Below are 15666 nucleotides of genomic sequence, written 5' to 3'. Positions count from 1 at the left end.
AAATTGTTACAGTTTTAGCTGCAAACTATTTCATTTAGCTAGTTCAAGATAATTGAGTGCGGCCGTAGCTTTCCGCTAAGAAATTATGATCTGTGGTTAGGGATTATAAATAATTCGGCTGAAAGCACCTCCAATACGCTAAATCATTCATAAGAAATAAAAATTTCAAGACTTCCAACCTACTCTAGTGTCTTCCTCTCGCAAAAGCTCGTCGGAGGCAAGATGCTACTCGTGAGGCCTTACATTTCAAATCTATTTGATATCTTCATCAGATAAAACTAAAGCGGAGAGGGTGACAGCCCGATAGCAGGAAAGCCTCACACGCGTTATACCTTTACCTAATCCTACATTTGGACACAAATCAGTATTCGTCAGTATCAGAAAAAGCTGGTTTGATTTTTGATCCAAATTAAAAAAAAGAAAATGAAATATTCTTTACTCATTGCCATTATCACTATTTCAACAATTTTTTGTGAGAAAACGTTTCCTCAAAGCGACACTACTAATGAAACTATTGTAAAAACAATTCAGAAAAATGGTCTAGCCTTTTTAAAAAACAAGAACATCAACTCGACATCCATCGGAATTTATAAAGATGGCAAAATGTACACCGAACACTTTGGGGAAATTGAAAAAGGCAAATCCAATCCGCCTGATGACGGGACGATTTATGAAATTGGTTCCGTAACTAAAACTATGACTGGTTATCTTGTCGCAAGAGCTGTTCTGGAAAAAAAAATCAAATTGGAAGATGAAATAACAATGTATTTGAAAGACGATTATTCAAATTTACAATACAATGGCAATCCAATCACAATAAAGCATTTACTGACACATACAAGCGGATTGCCAATGTTCCTTCCAATGGAAATGAACGGAGTGTTTGATAAATTAACTGAAGATGTTCCCAACGAATATTTTCAGTTGGAAAAATCCTATGACAAAGAAAAATTTTTGGCAGATTTGAAGAATGTTACTTTAAAAGTAGCACCAGGTACAACTTATTCCTATTCCAATGCAGGAGCTGAATTGATTGGATATGTTTTGGAAACAGTATTTGAGAAAAATATTGATAATTTAATGGAAGAAAGTTATTTGACAGAATACGGAATGTCCAATACAGCTATTGAATTAAATCATACACAAAAACAAGAACTTGTCCAAGGATACTGGATGGATAATGAAACGTTTTCGCCTAATCAACTTAACACGCTTTGGGCAACAGGAGGTGGTGTAAAAATGATAATTATGGATATGATGCACTATATCGCATTACAATTAAACAGCAAAAATCCAATAGTTTCCGAATCTCATAAAGTGCTTTATGAAGAATGCAAAACGTTCAAAATATCTTATTTCTGGAGAGTGTGGAACGATAAATATGGAACATCCTATAATCATCACGGAGGAACAAGCGGCACTCAAAATTGGTTGTTTATTTTTCCAAGATATGATTTAGGAATCTCTATAATAACAAATCAAAGTGGACCTAAAACCCCAAAAGAATTGAGTAGAACAGTAAATAAAATGCTGAAAGACATAATTGAAAATTAAAAACGCTGGGCAACATTCATAAAACTTAGCTATTACAGGCTTTACAAAAGGTTTTTGTATGTTTGTAAAGACCGCAAAATTTTAAATTGGCTTGAGTTCAACAGAACGGTAGTCACGTTTCTTCCGCCCTACTATCCGTTCTGATCAATTTAGTAGTTTAAGAGCCTTGGTATTTCAAACTCTTCGACGTTCATGCGTATTTAGTCACAAATACCAAAAATATTATTTTGAGTATCTATTAATAGGATTTTATCGATGAACATATGATTTCCAGCTATCCCCATCGTTAACCAATTAGGAAAGTAGTCGTATTGATCCATGCTCTTTGATGAGTACACGTAAGGCTGTTTTTCAACGAGATTTCCTATTTTGATATCAGTATTTAATTTTCTTCTGTAAAAATCATAAGACTTACCCCAGCTCGTGGTGCAACAAAGTGTATCCGTGCGCCCAGCGTTTTCGATATGGAGTAATTTTTGGTTATCCACGATTAGCGGAAACATACTTGATCCAGTATCATAAAGTAGTTGCACATCTTCACCATCTACTTCGGCAGGGATAAGTATTGGAAAACGATCTAAGCTGGCTCCTTCAAGAGGCTTGAAGATGTAGTTTAATTTATTGATGTCTTTGTTAGTGATGGTCAATTGGTTATTTTTAAAATCGAGTATTAGTTTCCTTCCTACAATTGCATCAAAACCTATAGTTCCAATTATGGTAAACGAAGGATCTATTTCTTCACTCCCTAGATCTGCTTTTACCAATAGATCCCTTGCCCCAAAGTTTAGATCTCCTATTTTTAAAACAGGAGATTTTAACCAATAATTTCCCGATTGACTTTCAACCGGCTCAAAAGAAGGATGTTTTGCTTTTAATGCATGTAATGTTTTACCATAAAACAAGGTTTGTGAAGTTCCTGTATCAAACTGCATGTAAAAGGAATCGTCAACACCGTTCAGTTCCACTTTTATAAAGAATGCGCTAATATCTGTTTTAAACGTACCAAAGGAATCTTCCACCCATTTGATTTTAGAAAAACTCAAAGCCTCGGGCTCCGTAAAAGTGCTAAATGTATTCACTGTACCTTGAGTTCTCCAGTAATAGTTAAATACGTTCCATGCAGTAAATGATAATCCACTTATGAACAAGGCTGTTATAATTAAAATCTTGTACCCTTTTTTCATAATAATAAAGTGACGTTTTTGAATTCAAATTACGCAAAGAACGTATGTAAACTATTGTTTGAAAAAGCGAAGTGATGGACTTGAAGCTTTTGGGGTGAATTTGAAGTTTTTGTGATAATGGTGTACTTTAGGGACGATTTTGAAGGTATTTTTTTAAGCCTAAAAAGTGTTTTGGTGATACAGGGACTTCATATTCCAAATAATTTAAAGTAATATCCCCTTTACGAGAATTTCCAGAAATTTTATCTATCTGTTGAGGATTAACAAGAAAAGATCTGTGCACCTGTGCCGCTGATGGGATTTTACTTTTAATATTTAATAGCGTTGACCGTATCATTTGCTTCTCAAGAAGATTGTCTTTAACAAAGAAAACATCTACATAATTCGATTGAGCTCTTGCCATAATAAAATCCTTTTCATGAAATTTTATTGTCTCATTTTGGTTATTTCCTTGTATTGAAACCTCTTTTTTACTTTCAAATAAAGTTGGATGCATTGTGGTTTTGCTAAACCTAAATCTGAGATATGCCCAAAAAGGAATGAAAATTGGAACAAAGGGTAAACTAAAATCTTTGAACCATCGAAAAATATATTCAGGTTCTGTTTTTAGATCATTTACTATTAAAATATTATAGAAGTAAGAGACTAATGAAATCAGTAAAAAGCCAAAAAGCAGAATGAACAGCTCCTGATGAATATACCATTTTCCTTGGTTGCGTATAAACCAAAAACCTTCAAAAAAATGAATCAGCAGTATGGGTATGATGTTGCAAAAACCATAACCTATGAGCTTGATATTTTTGTGAGCTATTTCATTTGCGTAGATATCAAATGGTTGAAGGAATATGAGAACTATCACAATCACAGTTGCTAGAATAACACTCAATATGAATGTGTGATACCAGCTGGAAGTATATGCGATTGATCTACTAAAAACCATATTTCATTGAATTTATCTAAATAAGAAAGCAGTGTATCATCTTTGAAAATGATTCAATTTGTATTTTTAACGTTGTTGTTGTTGTTGTTGTTGGTTGTTTTTTAATTCCTCTTCAATTTTATATAGCTCATTTAAACCTTCCTTAGCGTCCTTTGCAATTTCCACCAACATTTTAGATTGAGCAATCAGTGTATTTAGACGATCGAGTGGCAGTTTATATTTTTGTTTAAGTTCGTTTGTTCCTGGCTCATAAAAATCATCAATTTCATTATCGTAATTTGCAGTGATATACTTTTCATATTGCTCGTTAAATGCTTCAATCTCCGTCAACATATTACGATGCATGGTTTGGAATCCAGTGACTCCCTTGAATATTCCAATGTCAACATCTTCTAAATTACCGCTTTCGATAAGAGCATTAATAATTCCTATTTGCCAATAATTACCAAAAATTCGACAAGTGGACGGAAGTTCCTTGATGGCAACCAGACTGTCCATTTTGTTTTTTTGATTCTCAAACAGTTTGATAAACCCTTCCTTGTTTTCCTTTCTACCCGAAAGGTAAAAATCGTTAAAGTCTTCATATATGGAGATATAAATTTGCTGTTTCCGCGTTTCTTCTTCCTGCCTATCTTTTCTTTCGTTTAGCCAAAAAGCCAAGAAAACCCCCACAAACACAACTAAAAAGTCGAAGAAATATTTAGTTAGTTTAGGCAGCAAACCTTTGATTTTCTTTAAAATATTTTTTATTTTTTTCATTTTTTTGTTTCTAATTCGACCTCCGGCTCCAATGTTTGTGAAGAGTTGGATGTTTGTTTATGAAGATTTTTGAGGAAGAAAATCTGTACTTATAAAATGCACCAATAGCAATTACATTGCCATTAGCTGACAACGACAAAGTACGGCCACTCGCATCGCCGATTGCTTCACCATCAATGTCATTTCCTATTTGAGTTTGCGCAAAGCTTAAAATAGGCAATAAACTTAAAAGTAATAGTTTTCTCACGGTGTTAGTTTAGACTTTAGCCAATAAAAAAAACTAATACGATTAGGACGCCTCAATTGTTTCACATTTCTTATTAAATACATTGCAACGTTTTATATGCAAAAATCATCTATTCAATTCGTTCAATATCAACTCTGTCATTTCAAATCTCGGGAACTCTCCGGTATTATTTAATAATATAATTGTAATCCCTAAATCAGGCTGTTTTACGAACATTGAGTAAAACCCAAAATCAGTTCCAGGATGATAATTTATTTTGTTTTTTTTTGATGAAGAAAACATAAATCTGTCAATCATCCAACCATATCCATAATACGCATCCCAATCGGTATATTCAGCTTGTGGTTTGAATAAATTTTCTAATTTTGATTGAGGAAGCAGTTGTTCATCACTAAAGGCATTACTCCATTTTAATAAGTCAGAAGTTGTAGAGGTAATTCCACCAGCTCCTCCTACATTTTGAGCGTCGTATTTTATTTCAGGATTTCCATACATAAAACCAGTTACAAGGTTTATGCTATCTGTTGATTTCCCAAAATATGTATTCTTCATATTTAAAGGTTTAAAAATATATTGGTTCAGAATTTCTTTATACTTTTTTTCGATGATTTTTTCGGCTATTAAACTTAAAATCACAAAATTCGAATTGGAATATTCAAACTTACTTCCAGATTCAAATTCTAACGTATCACTACAAAATAGCGTTACGACTTCTTCAATTGAATATTTATTCGTTAATATCTGTGGTAAGTATGATTTATTCGATAAGAAATTTGGGATTCCCGATTGGTGGCTTAATAATTGGCTTATTGTTACGTTACCATTTGGATAGGTTGGTAAAAATTTTTCAATTTCGTCACTATAATTTAATTTGTTTTCATTTTCCAGTTGGGCAATTATCATTGAAGTAAATGTTTTGCTTAACGAACCAATTCTGAATTGAGAATTCACATTATTGCTAGTCAAATCGTTATTATAACTTTTTTGGAAAATGGTTTGTCCTTCATAAGAAATCAATGCATTACCGTTAAACAAGTCTTTTTGGTTATAAAAAGAGAGAATAGAGTCTATTCTAATCGTTTTATCTTTTGGTAGTTTATAAATTTTGTCCTCTAATTCAACCTTAAAATCATTTGCTTTATTGTTCGCTTCTAATTTTCTTGCAATTTCAGTGAAATCATTTGTAGGTAGTAAAATATTATAATTTTTCCAGTAAGCTGTATCATAAATAGAGGTTTGGTCCTCTATTAGTTTTCCGTTTCCTAAAGTTTCATCATCAGAAAAAGGCGAAATACTATCAGTTTTAATTTTTGTTATCAAATAATCTACTCTTGTGTCTGTAGTAAAATTATAATGTTCTCTTTCACTTTTCATAGTTATGGTCTCCGCATAACCTACATTATTCAGATAATATTTATTTTTAATTTTTTTGTAAGTAATTGAAACACTATTGCTATTCAAACCAATATCTACACCTGCAATTTTCATTAATAATCTTGTTGCTACATCTCCATATTTATGATAGGAAATACCCTTTTGACTAAAGCCATAATTAAAATAGACAAAAGCAAAGGATTCTTTATCAATTAACATATAACCCTTGTAACCAGCTTTTTTAATATCCTTTTGATCAAAAGAAATTTTGTAGGCTTCTTTACCGTTGATTAGTTCCGATCCTTCAACTTCAAAGTTATGACGTCTGAATCCTTTTTTATTTAAAAGATCCATATCGTCTAAATTATTAACAATATCAAAGCCATAGATACCATTTGGTTTTGCACCTACATATACTCCTTTGAGCATCTTTTCATCTTTAATGGCACGCATTTTTTCTAACTTAAATTGCTGACGTGGTTTGTCAATTTTAGATTGATAAATTTCAAAAACGGCTTCAGATAGATGAATAAAACTATTTTCTTTTTGAGCGGTAGCTCTATAAAATCCTTCGGATAGATAAGGTTTGATAAAGTAATTACTTGGTATTTTTTCTATTGCCTTTTTAATAATAGATTCCGCTGTATATCCAGTAATTACTACTTCATTAAGTGTCGCTAGATCTTCAATTAAAAACACCACCAAAGGATTTTTAATATTTGAAATACTAAATTTTTGTGTTTTGTATCCAATATATGATATAACTAAACTGTCACTACTTTTTTCTTCTGGAATGATAATTTTAAATTTTCCGTTTTGATTACTTACTGTTCCAAAATAATTTTTCTGTAAAAAAACATTTGCATAAGGCAATGCTTCTTTTTGTTCCGAGCCTTTTATTACTCCTTCAATTACTATATTTTGTCCAAAAATCGAATGACTAATAATAAAAACCAGAATTAGTGTTGATATTCTGATGATACTTTTTCTATTTTCTCTATAAAAAACTGAATCCATCTGTGATAGTTTTATTTTATTTTAGCTAACCAATCCGACATTGTTTTAAGGAAGTCTTCACATCTGTCTCGCGGTAAATTATTGTCTTGAAACTCAAAAAAGCCTCCTGTTTTGCATTTATACATATTGTGATAACAGTCAGGAAATGATTTGATAGTCAGATCTGAAGTAATTCTATGGGTGCTTTCATAAAGTGCCTTTGTTTTGTTCCAATCAACGTTCATATCCTTTTCTCCAAATAAAGCGAGTACAGGGCAATTTGTATTAGATAAAATATTATCAAAATCCTTTATATACACTTGTAAACCAGATTCTTCATCCAGTTTTTCCTTCATAAACCCTTCTTGATAGGTGTAATAGCCTTCTTCTGTGATTCCGCCATTGGTAAACCTTAACAAAAATTCATTATCTCTGAGGTTTGGAGTGGCTTCTAAATAGGTTTCGAAACTACCGCCTGAATGAGTTATTCTAACACCTTTTTGCCATTCATCTACTAATAAGGTAACAGCGTCTTTTGGGTATCCATTAATTCTCAAGCTTTCTTTTAGTAAATATTTAAAGTTTTCTTTAGCATCCACTCCACTTACTGATAGCCAAAACTGGATGTCCTTGTATTGGTCAATAACCAATGGATTTATCCAACCCGCCCTGCTGATACCCCACAAACCAATTTTGTCAGAACCAGAAATATTAGCTTTTTTCAATGCACCTATTGCCGCTATTACTTCTAATGCACTATTTTGGACAGATTGATTGTACTCAAAAGCACCCCCACTAGCACCACATCCCATTTTATCCCACATGTAAACTGCATATCCAGATTTAACGAATTGTTCTCGAACATCATAGTACCATTCTTGTTCTACAGCATTTGTCTTACCAGAACCGTGAACAATAAGTGCAACACCTTTAGGAATAGTGTCTGGCATATTCAATACACCATTAAGGAATGCGCCTTCAAATTCAAAGTCAAATAGTATCTTTTGAATTTGAGCCTGAGAATTCCATGTCAATGAGAATAATATTAATAAAACTCCTATTTTTCTCATAAGAAATTGTTCACAAATCTTCAATTGAAATAAAGGTAATAGGTTAATATAATAGCTGTCATATTATAAATTCCATGAGCCACTATGGATGCAGTCAATCGTTTGGTTGTTATGAATAAGAAAGTGTACATAATAGTCGGAATTAGAATATCAAACCAATCTAATGCACTAACTGGCATATGGCCAAGCGAAAATAGTACAATAGATAAAATTGCAGAAAACCATAATCCTAATTTTGGTTTTTTAAAGACATCTTTAAGTACACTAATGAAATATCCTCTGTTAAAGAGTTCCTCTGTAATTCCACCTCCTATCACTCCCAATGCAATAAATGAAAGTGTTCCTATTAAACTACCATCATACATTTCCAACATGCCATTGATGTCTGGTCGGTTGATACCACCTGTATTGGGTATGATGAGAACAAATTGAAGGATAGTCCATAAAGTACCGAAAATAAGACCTAATAAGAAGTCTTTTTTTACGTTCACAAACTTGAGACCAATATAACTGAAGTCCTTTTTCAAAATTTTGAGTGAAGCATAAAGTAGGGCTAGAATCGATAAAAATTGAAACAATGCAATCCAGAGTAAATTTATGCCAATCTTTCCGCCATTGATTTTGGTAACCCCAAAGAATATATCTGGGATGATGAATAAAACATAGCCTAATAAAATTGTTAACATGAAAACGACAATAGTTTTCTTTTTGCTGGTTGCTTTAGAATTAGTTTTAGTCACTTGTCTTTATATATAGCTTCTCTTAAATGACCATTAACTTGGGTTTTTGTTACATTTTCAAATGAATTGCAATGGTCTGTATGTAGTTTGTTGAGTGTGTAAAGAATTAATTTAGCAAATAAAACCCTCATAAAAAAACGCTCATTACTAAATCTTTGGAAGCCTCAGGAGGCTTGCGAAGGCAATTAATTATATAATGTCTTAGCAAATAGTTTTCATTCTATTTTAAATTTTTCAGTCTTGCAATCAATAATTAAAGTTTGATTTAAAAATAGTTTATTTCCAATCATTCCCTGCATCCCTGAAAATCGCATCAATATGTTTTGAACTGCAGAGGTGCCTTCTATATAAGTGACTTCCGATAAGCTTAAGCTTTTAGAGCCTATTTCAATTGTTTCTTGGGCAGGTGCGGAAATTACAGTCAATGTATTCCCCACAGAGTTTGCTTTTTCACTTTTTGTTTTTCCATCCTTTACTCTGTATTTTTCCCACTCGTTTTGGTCTGTAATAAATTCGTATCCGCTTGTTCCAGAATCGTATAGAAGTTTAAGATTTTCATTAGCGATTTTTGCCGGAAATAATAGTCTCCTTTTTTCAAACTCAAAGGCTGTAAACCCATTCTGATTTCCATTGACATCAAATAGGCAGTAGTCTTCCTTGAAATTTAAGGTTATACGACGCTTTTCAAGCAGGTCTGTTCCTAGCGTTCCTATAACATTTATGGCTTCTTGATCCCATTTTACCTCGTTGCCATAGTGCAAGACTTCAAATTTATCTGAAGAAATTGTCATTTTACCTAAACCAAATTGTACGGAAGCAATCTGAGAATCGTCTTTTAAATCGAGTGCACTTGGGAATTTTTCATTAATGGATTTTAGAGCATTGGAATACATCAGTGTAGTTGGGGAACCAAAATCCAATTGCATATAAAATATCTGTGAAACACCTTCAAGTTTAACGGGTAAAAGCATTGCAACATTTGGATTACTATCACTTGAGACCCATTTCAAGGGGACTTTTTTTGAAACCCCTTGAACTGTCAAGTAGTTTTCTGCTGGTGTGAATTTATTGTCAAAATAAAAGTAACCACCAATAAATGATACTACTATTAAAACTAATAAAGCTAGTACGATTCTTTTAAATATTTTCATCCTGAATTTTTTGTGCTAAATTCCGAATTGCTATTCAAATAGTGAAGTTATTCTATACGCCAATTATGTGACAATCTTTTGTCATATTTTACAAAAGGCTGTTTTTTAGTTTTATATGTAGAGTGGAGTTTCTTGTGAGGGATTGACTGTTTTTAAAAATCAGGAAAACATTCAAACAAATTAAGAGGACTAACATGATCAAAAACAAGGGAGATTTTATCGAAACCAAGTTTTGAAGAAATGGGAATATGATCATTAAAATTGAAGTGACAACAGACCAGATTATTTGAACACTAATAATATCTTTCCCAAATGTCTTTACCCTGTCATCCTTTGATTTGTAGGTCAGAATTGATGGTAATATGATATTTCCAAAGGGAATAATAAAAAAAGACAGAGCCGATAAATTAATGATTTTAACCCGCTTCAAATCTATACTATCCTCCTTGTACTGTGTTAACTTTTCTGGCGGAATGCCAAAAGCTGCAGCGATAGACTGTAAGGTAAAACCTTTGAGTGCAGCACCTGACTCAATTCGTTGAATTGTTCTCAAAGACAACCCCGCTTTTTCAGCAAGATCGGTTTGTGTCATATTTTGTTCCAAACGGTAAGTCTGAAGCCTATTTCCCATACCTGTTTAATTTCAATACTGATAAATATAAATATTTGCTGCTTAAATGTATTAATCTAAGCTAATATCTTTGAAAAACCTTCTACGATATAAGGACTATAAAAATCACACTACATGCCTTTCAAAAACACATGTACCGTCCTGGGAAATTCTTCGGTAGATATTTCAATGTTGCGGACGGAGCCAAGCTAAAAGGGATATTATCGAAGACTATGCCAACCTTTCGAGCATTCAAGAAATGTTTACCGAAGATAAAGCTTCAAAAGCCAATTTTAAAGTGGTCGATGAAGCTATGAATGGCGAGGTAGCTTGGGTAAAACATTCTACAGCTTATGATAAAGCGCCTGGCATTTTAAAAGTGGTCAAGCAGAATGGCAAGTGATTGGCTACCGCAAAAGGTTCTAAGGATAAAGCGCCATTTTAAAAACTCTGATAACAATTGCGATTTAGCTTAATCTAAACGCTCAAAATTCACACCTATTATTCTATCAGTGTTTAAGGATAATGACTCAACAACGTTTGTTCCATTAGCAAATTCAAAAACGTAATTGTTTACCATTAATTTCGTTGGCGCAATAAGCAACCCAGAATTTTCTTGATCCCCAATCAAAACTTTGTAATCTTTATTTGACAAATAGCTAATTTCAATGTTTACATCTGTTTCTGAATTATTGTATTTTCCATTTAGAGCTTGGTAGCCATAATCTTTCCAGTCGCTTTTTTTTCTTGTTAGCGTATATGGCGAATGATTAGTGTAGTAGGCTGTAACTTGCATTTCGCCATTTTCGTTTTCTATAAATTCTTGCTTAAAGTCTTTGTCAAATTTTTGATTAAAAATATTATCGAATTCTCTTATTAATTCGATGTCACTTCTACCAATCCGTTTGAGATAAAGCTTACCATCATCTTTTTTTAAAAATTCAAACGTGAAATTATTTGGGGTTATGTATGTTCCTATTATTTCATCTTCATTAATATATTTACCAATATTGGAAGGCTTTGTAACGAGATATTTCGCATCTTTTTTCAGGTCGAAAACTACATCTGCCATTTGTCTTGTTTGCATTGAAGGAATAGACTTTCCTGAATTCGTTAAGGTGAGCATTGAAATACCATCCTTTGGAAATCTTATAACGGTAGCTTTCCAAGCACCAGTTGCACCTTCGTGAAATTTATATTTTAGACCTTTGTATTCTCCAAACTCTAATCCAAAACCGTAATTGTCATTAGCGTCTTGATTGACCAATTCTTGGCTTTTCTGAATAATACTATTTTTAATCCTGCTCTTTCCATAACCTTGAATAGTCTTTTCCCATTGAATTTGGTCAGTTAAGGTCGAGAATAAGTTGCCATCTCCTACAACATTCCAAACCCAATCATAGGTAGTCCACTTGTCAAAATTAAAATATGCTCTTGCGATTTTTCCATCGATTTGTGAATAATCTGCCTCAAAAGATGTGTTTGGCATATTTAGTTTTTGGAAAATACCATCTGTATATTCTTTAAAAGTCTTTCCCGATATTTTTTCTACAATTATTGCAAGTAGGATGTAATTTGTGTTGCTGTAAACATATTTACTCGATGGTTCAAAATTTAACGCTTCTTGTTTTTTAATCAATTCTAAAACATCATTGTTGTTAAACGAATATTCCCACCAAGTCAGTCCTTTTAAAGACCATAAATCATATACGTCCCTTATTCCACTTGAATGGTTTAGCAGATTGCCAATTGTAATTTTAGATTTAATTTCTGGATACAAGTCAGGAAGATATTGACGAATGTCGTCGGACAGTTTTATTTTGTTATCATCTTCTAAGGTAAGTATAGCTAATGCTGTAAATTGCTTGCCGTTCGATGCAATATTAAATCGCGTGTGTTTGTCAATTTTAAGACTGTCCTTAAAATCCGCTATACCTGCGTATTTTTCAAATATCAAGTTTCCTTTTTTGATTATGGCGGTTGCAATTCCAGGTGCATTTTTAGGTACGTCCTGCGTGGCAATGCTGTCCAGTTTCTTTAGCTGGTTTTCCGAAAGTTTGGTTTGACCAAAAATGTTTCCTGCAATAAATAGCAAGATGATTATCATTCCATTTTTATTTTTCATTTTTTTAATCTATTGCGTTAAATATAATTTAGGCTTCGTCACTCCTTTTTTAGCAAAAAACTCTTTATTCATTTTGAAGTTCATTTTAGTCATATCGTTTAAATAGACTTCTAATGGTTCGAGACCAATTTCTTTCCTCCTTTTATTCACGTTTATGCTATCCGCTAATTTTCTTGGATAAGCTTGACATATTTGCATATTGTAAGCTACTTGAGTACCATAAATTTGGGCTTCTCCAGTATTCAATTTCACTCGATCAACTAAAAGACCATAAATTCTAGAATCCGCATTTCCTTCATCAACTTCAATCTTCATTTTTTCCAGAACTTCTAATTGAAATTCAGGGTTATGGTCAGAATGCTGAACAATTAACCAAAAATCTGAAGATCCTTCTTCTCCAACTAAATCGAAACCCGCAAAACCATGTTCGTCAAAAATCTGTTTCACACGTTTTTGATGAGTTGTAAAAACACTGTCTTTAAAAGACTTCCATTCTTCCAATGATAGATTTGAATGAGATTCTGGTGGATATGCATTAGCAGCAGCTAATTGGTCGGTTATAACCATCTTAGAAAGTTCATCGGCTAAAGTTTGATTGAATTCCACTTTGTTATCTTCTAGTTTGTTTTTAGTAGTTTTCTCTTTACAAGCGACAACAAGTAATCCGATTAATAGTAATCCATAAACTTTATTCATAATGATGTTTTTTCGTTTGGCACACAACCATTTACAATTAAAATTGGTGTTAAAAGAAATTCTTTCATTTAAAGTCGTTCATTAAGATTATCTTCAAAAGAATCATTTTAAATTCGATAAATCGCTTCAAATGGTCATTTGACACCCTTTTTATCTAAAAAATCTTTGGGCGTTAGCAAAGTTTTCTTTTTGAAAGCCCTGTTAAATGTGGACTTTGAGTTAAAGCCGCAATCCAGTGCGATACCAAGTAATGTTTTTGAATTTTGTTGTCCAGATCTAAACTTTGATATAACTGCATCCACCCTTTGGGCATTGACATAATCATTGAAGTTCATTTGAAAACCTTGATTAATTGCCTTGGATATGAGATTTCGATTCGTCTGCAAGGAAGATGCCACATCAGTCAATGTTAAGTTTGGATTTGTATATAATCCTTCCTGTTCTATAAACTTGGTGATTTTTGATTTCCACTCTTCTAAATCAGGGATTTCAGTTTGCTGGGAATGTTTCAATTTTGAGGATTCCATCTCCTTCTTTAGATTCGTTTTTCTCGGATAATCTAACAAAGAGGTGTCCAGAGCGAATGGAGCTCTGACGGTATTGAAATACCCGCTTAGTGCGATATAAAAGAACAATACCGAGAAACACAGATAATACCAGAATTTACTACCAAATTCCCACCACTCGGGATTGAGGATGAAGAACAGTACCCTTAAAACCAAGATTGCCGTGAACACAAATAAAAAGTGACCTATCCATTTAAAGAGAATGGCATCAGCAAAACTCACTTCTTGATAGGCCAGATTTTTATAAATAAAATAATACCGCAAGCTCAACAGAAGATATGATAACATTGAAAGCAGGCCTGCTATTTGATACCAAAATGCCAAATCCTTATCCTTGCCATCGGCATAAAAATAATACTCTTCCAGGATGAGTTTATCCGTGACAAAAATTATAATGGTGTACACCATATATAAGGCTGCTGGAAGAAAGTGAATAAGGTCTCTTTTTTCAAGCCTAAACGTCTTGTTCAGCAAACTTTGTGTGTAAAAATAAATGATAGGCCCTAGCAGAAATAACTGTTGGAAAGGAATGAAAAAGAGAATCTCGCGATACAGTTTTTTAGAATACCACCCACCATAACCAAACATAAAAGGGCTGATGTATAAAGTGCTCAACATAACGAACCATCCCAACCACTTACTTGGGTTATGGTTATGAGCTATTGCTCTTTTGAATAATAGGAAAGAAAAAATGATACCATTAAAAAAGAAGATGAGAAGTAACGAGCTCTTTTGGTTGAAGTCAAAAAACATCGTTTAAGTATTTATATAAAATTAACCGCATTTGCATTCGCAATTGTTTTTATTTGCGTGCGCTAAAGATATGAATATTTTGAAATCATTGGGAATTACACTCCCAAAAGGATAATGAATTGAAGAGTACTGCGTGACTTTCTAATAGTAATTGTATTTCTAAAATTAGTGTGCTATTTATTTTCGAGGTTGATTTGCCAATAGCCTCTTGTGCCACCTTTGCGCTTTAAAAAACCTGCTTCTTTCAGATTGTTCAAATGTTTTTGAATAGCAGATTCATTACTAAGGATTACTTCTCCTATGCCTGAACGACTTATTCTACTCTTCGCATTTGTAAGTTTTAATATTTCTTTTTGTCTATGAGTCAATTCAGCAATAGCATCGATGACTAAATCTGTTATGTGACCACCTTCTTTGTCATCTGCTTTAACAGTAGGTTCATCAGTAACTTCTTTAGCGATAAGAGTCATTCTAAGAAAGTTATCTGAAAAACTAAAGCCTTCTTTGCCATAGTGTTCCAAAATACGAGGAATGCCAGAACCCAACTGCTTTACCAGTTCCAAATCTTTAAAAATTCGCATCAGTTCCTTGTTTCGTGGAATTGAAAAGCCCTCGAAAAATTCTTGTTTGCTCAATCCTTCCGGCAAACCACCTGCCGATGTGATTTCAATTCTGTCGGTAAAGATATTCGCAAGGCCCAAAAGCTCAAAAACAAACTTCAAATTAATTGATCAAGACATCAAGGAAGACGTAGCTTGGGTAAAATACTCCACAGCCTATGATAAGACTCCTGGAGTCTTTAAGCTTGTGAAGTTGGATGGGAGATGGAAGGTTACTGTTAGAACGCCAAGGGAGCAAGCGCCATTTTAATAAGTTCGTTGTAGCGTTAAATCCTGCTTTT

Annotated in this window: 14 protein-coding genes and 1 pseudogene; 2 read left to right on the top strand and 13 right to left on the bottom strand. The window is 33.1% G+C overall.

The window, feature by feature from the left end; translation table 11 throughout:
* Positions 1-423: 423 nt before the first annotated feature.
* On the top strand, positions 424-1554 hold the full coding sequence (locus ESY88_RS18080; RefSeq protein WP_147088086.1) for a serine hydrolase domain-containing protein: 1131 nt from the start codon (positions 424-426) through the stop codon (positions 1552-1554).
* A 200-nt stretch (positions 1555-1754) separates the two neighbouring features.
* Here the strand turns inward: ESY88_RS18080 and ESY88_RS18075 are convergent, their stop codons facing one another.
* The 9 genes from ESY88_RS18075 to ESY88_RS18035 form a co-directional block, all read right to left on the bottom strand.
* Complete coding sequence (locus ESY88_RS18075) at positions 1755-2738, bottom strand: hypothetical protein (RefSeq protein WP_147088085.1); 984 nt, start codon at positions 2736-2738, stop codon at positions 1755-1757.
* Between the two features lie 127 nt (positions 2739-2865).
* Complete coding sequence (locus tag ESY88_RS18070) at positions 2866-3624, bottom strand: LytTR family DNA-binding domain-containing protein (RefSeq protein WP_189702649.1); 759 nt, start codon at positions 3622-3624, stop codon at positions 2866-2868.
* A gap of 120 nt (positions 3625-3744) precedes the next feature.
* Complete coding sequence (locus ESY88_RS18065) at positions 3745-4437, bottom strand: hypothetical protein (RefSeq protein WP_147088083.1); 693 nt, start codon at positions 4435-4437, stop codon at positions 3745-3747.
* 10 nt (positions 4438-4447) lie between these two features.
* Positions 4448-4684, bottom strand: a complete 237-nt coding sequence (locus ESY88_RS18060; protein WP_147088082.1) for a hypothetical protein — start codon at positions 4682-4684, stop codon at positions 4448-4450.
* A 105-nt stretch (positions 4685-4789) separates the two neighbouring features.
* The gene (locus ESY88_RS18055; protein ID WP_147088081.1) at positions 4790-7075 is read right to left on the bottom strand and encodes a serine hydrolase; all 2286 of its coding nucleotides are present in this window, start codon (positions 7073-7075) and stop codon (positions 4790-4792) included.
* A gap of 11 nt (positions 7076-7086) precedes the next feature.
* Positions 7087-8124, bottom strand: coding sequence for an alpha/beta hydrolase (locus ESY88_RS18050; protein WP_147088080.1), 1038 nt, complete (start codon positions 8122-8124; stop codon positions 7087-7089).
* 20 nt (positions 8125-8144) lie between these two features.
* The gene (locus ESY88_RS18045; protein WP_147088111.1) at positions 8145-8810 is read right to left on the bottom strand and encodes a CPBP family intramembrane glutamic endopeptidase; all 666 of its coding nucleotides are present in this window, start codon (positions 8808-8810) and stop codon (positions 8145-8147) included.
* A 269-nt stretch (positions 8811-9079) separates the two neighbouring features.
* Positions 9080-10015 carry a hypothetical protein gene (locus tag ESY88_RS18040; protein ID WP_147088079.1) on the bottom strand — a complete coding sequence of 312 codons (936 nt, stop codon included), beginning with the start codon at positions 10013-10015 and terminating at the stop codon, positions 9080-9082.
* A gap of 88 nt (positions 10016-10103) precedes the next feature.
* Positions 10104-10646, bottom strand: coding sequence for a helix-turn-helix domain-containing protein (locus ESY88_RS18035; protein WP_147088078.1), 543 nt, complete (start codon positions 10644-10646; stop codon positions 10104-10106).
* A 238-nt stretch (positions 10647-10884) separates the two neighbouring features.
* Here ESY88_RS18035 and ESY88_RS21190 point away from each other — a divergent pair, with 238 nt between their 5' ends.
* Positions 10885-11028: a hypothetical protein gene (locus ESY88_RS21190; RefSeq protein WP_189702648.1), complete on the top strand. Its 144-nt coding sequence runs from the start codon at positions 10885-10887 to the stop codon at positions 11026-11028.
* Between the two features lie 69 nt (positions 11029-11097).
* Here ESY88_RS21190 and ESY88_RS18030 read toward each other — a convergent pair whose 3' ends face one another.
* The 4 genes and pseudogenes from ESY88_RS18030 to ESY88_RS18015 form a co-directional block, all read right to left on the bottom strand.
* The gene (locus tag ESY88_RS18030) at positions 11098-12750 is read right to left on the bottom strand and encodes a serine hydrolase domain-containing protein (RefSeq protein WP_147088077.1); all 1653 of its coding nucleotides are present in this window, start codon (positions 12748-12750) and stop codon (positions 11098-11100) included.
* A 9-nt stretch (positions 12751-12759) separates the two neighbouring features.
* Positions 12760-13446, bottom strand: coding sequence for a DUF6624 domain-containing protein (locus ESY88_RS18025; protein ID WP_147088076.1), 687 nt, complete (start codon positions 13444-13446; stop codon positions 12760-12762).
* A gap of 134 nt (positions 13447-13580) precedes the next feature.
* The gene (locus ESY88_RS18020; protein ID WP_223270884.1) at positions 13581-14630 is read right to left on the bottom strand and encodes a helix-turn-helix domain-containing protein; all 1050 of its coding nucleotides are present in this window, start codon (positions 14628-14630) and stop codon (positions 13581-13583) included.
* Between the two features lie 308 nt (positions 14631-14938).
* Positions 14939-15451: pseudogene (locus tag ESY88_RS18015) on the bottom strand (ATP-binding protein); the annotation flags it as partial.
* Between the last annotated feature and the right edge of the window lie 215 nt (positions 15452-15666).

This window comes from Subsaximicrobium wynnwilliamsii, assembly GCF_007997225.1.
Taxonomy (GTDB): Bacteria; Bacteroidota; Bacteroidia; order Flavobacteriales; family Flavobacteriaceae; genus Psychroserpens; species Psychroserpens wynnwilliamsii.
This window is presented reverse-complemented; position numbering and strand designations above follow the sequence as displayed.

Coding starts and splice junctions, on each gene's coding strand:
- ESY88_RS18050 (WP_147088080.1), bottom strand. CDS start 8,124: ATGAGAAAAATAGGAGTTTTATTAATATTATTCTCATTGACATGGAAT.
- ESY88_RS18075 (WP_147088085.1), bottom strand. CDS start 2,738: ATGAAAAAAGGGTACAAGATTTTAATTATAACAGCCTTGTTCATAAGT.
- ESY88_RS18055 (WP_147088081.1), bottom strand. CDS start 7,075: ATGGATTCAGTTTTTTATAGAGAAAATAGAAAAAGTATCATCAGAATA.
- ESY88_RS18020 (WP_223270884.1), bottom strand. CDS start 14,630: ATGTTGAGCACTTTATACATCAGCCCTTTTATGTTTGGTTATGGTGGG.
- ESY88_RS18080 (WP_147088086.1), top strand. CDS start 424: ATGAAATATTCTTTACTCATTGCCATTATCACTATTTCAACAATTTTT.
- ESY88_RS21190 (WP_189702648.1), top strand. CDS start 10,885: ATGTTTACCGAAGATAAAGCTTCAAAAGCCAATTTTAAAGTGGTCGAT.
- ESY88_RS18040 (WP_147088079.1), bottom strand. CDS start 10,015: ATGAAAATATTTAAAAGAATCGTACTAGCTTTATTAGTTTTAATAGTA.
- ESY88_RS18045 (WP_147088111.1), bottom strand. CDS start 8,810: ATGTTAACAATTTTATTAGGCTATGTTTTATTCATCATCCCAGATATA.
- ESY88_RS18025 (WP_147088076.1), bottom strand. CDS start 13,446: ATGAATAAAGTTTATGGATTACTATTAATCGGATTACTTGTTGTCGCT.
- ESY88_RS18065 (WP_147088083.1), bottom strand. CDS start 4,437: ATGAAAAAAATAAAAAATATTTTAAAGAAAATCAAAGGTTTGCTGCCT.
- ESY88_RS18030 (WP_147088077.1), bottom strand. CDS start 12,750: ATGAAAAATAAAAATGGAATGATAATCATCTTGCTATTTATTGCAGGA.
- ESY88_RS18035 (WP_147088078.1), bottom strand. CDS start 10,646: ATGGGAAATAGGCTTCAGACTTACCGTTTGGAACAAAATATGACACAA.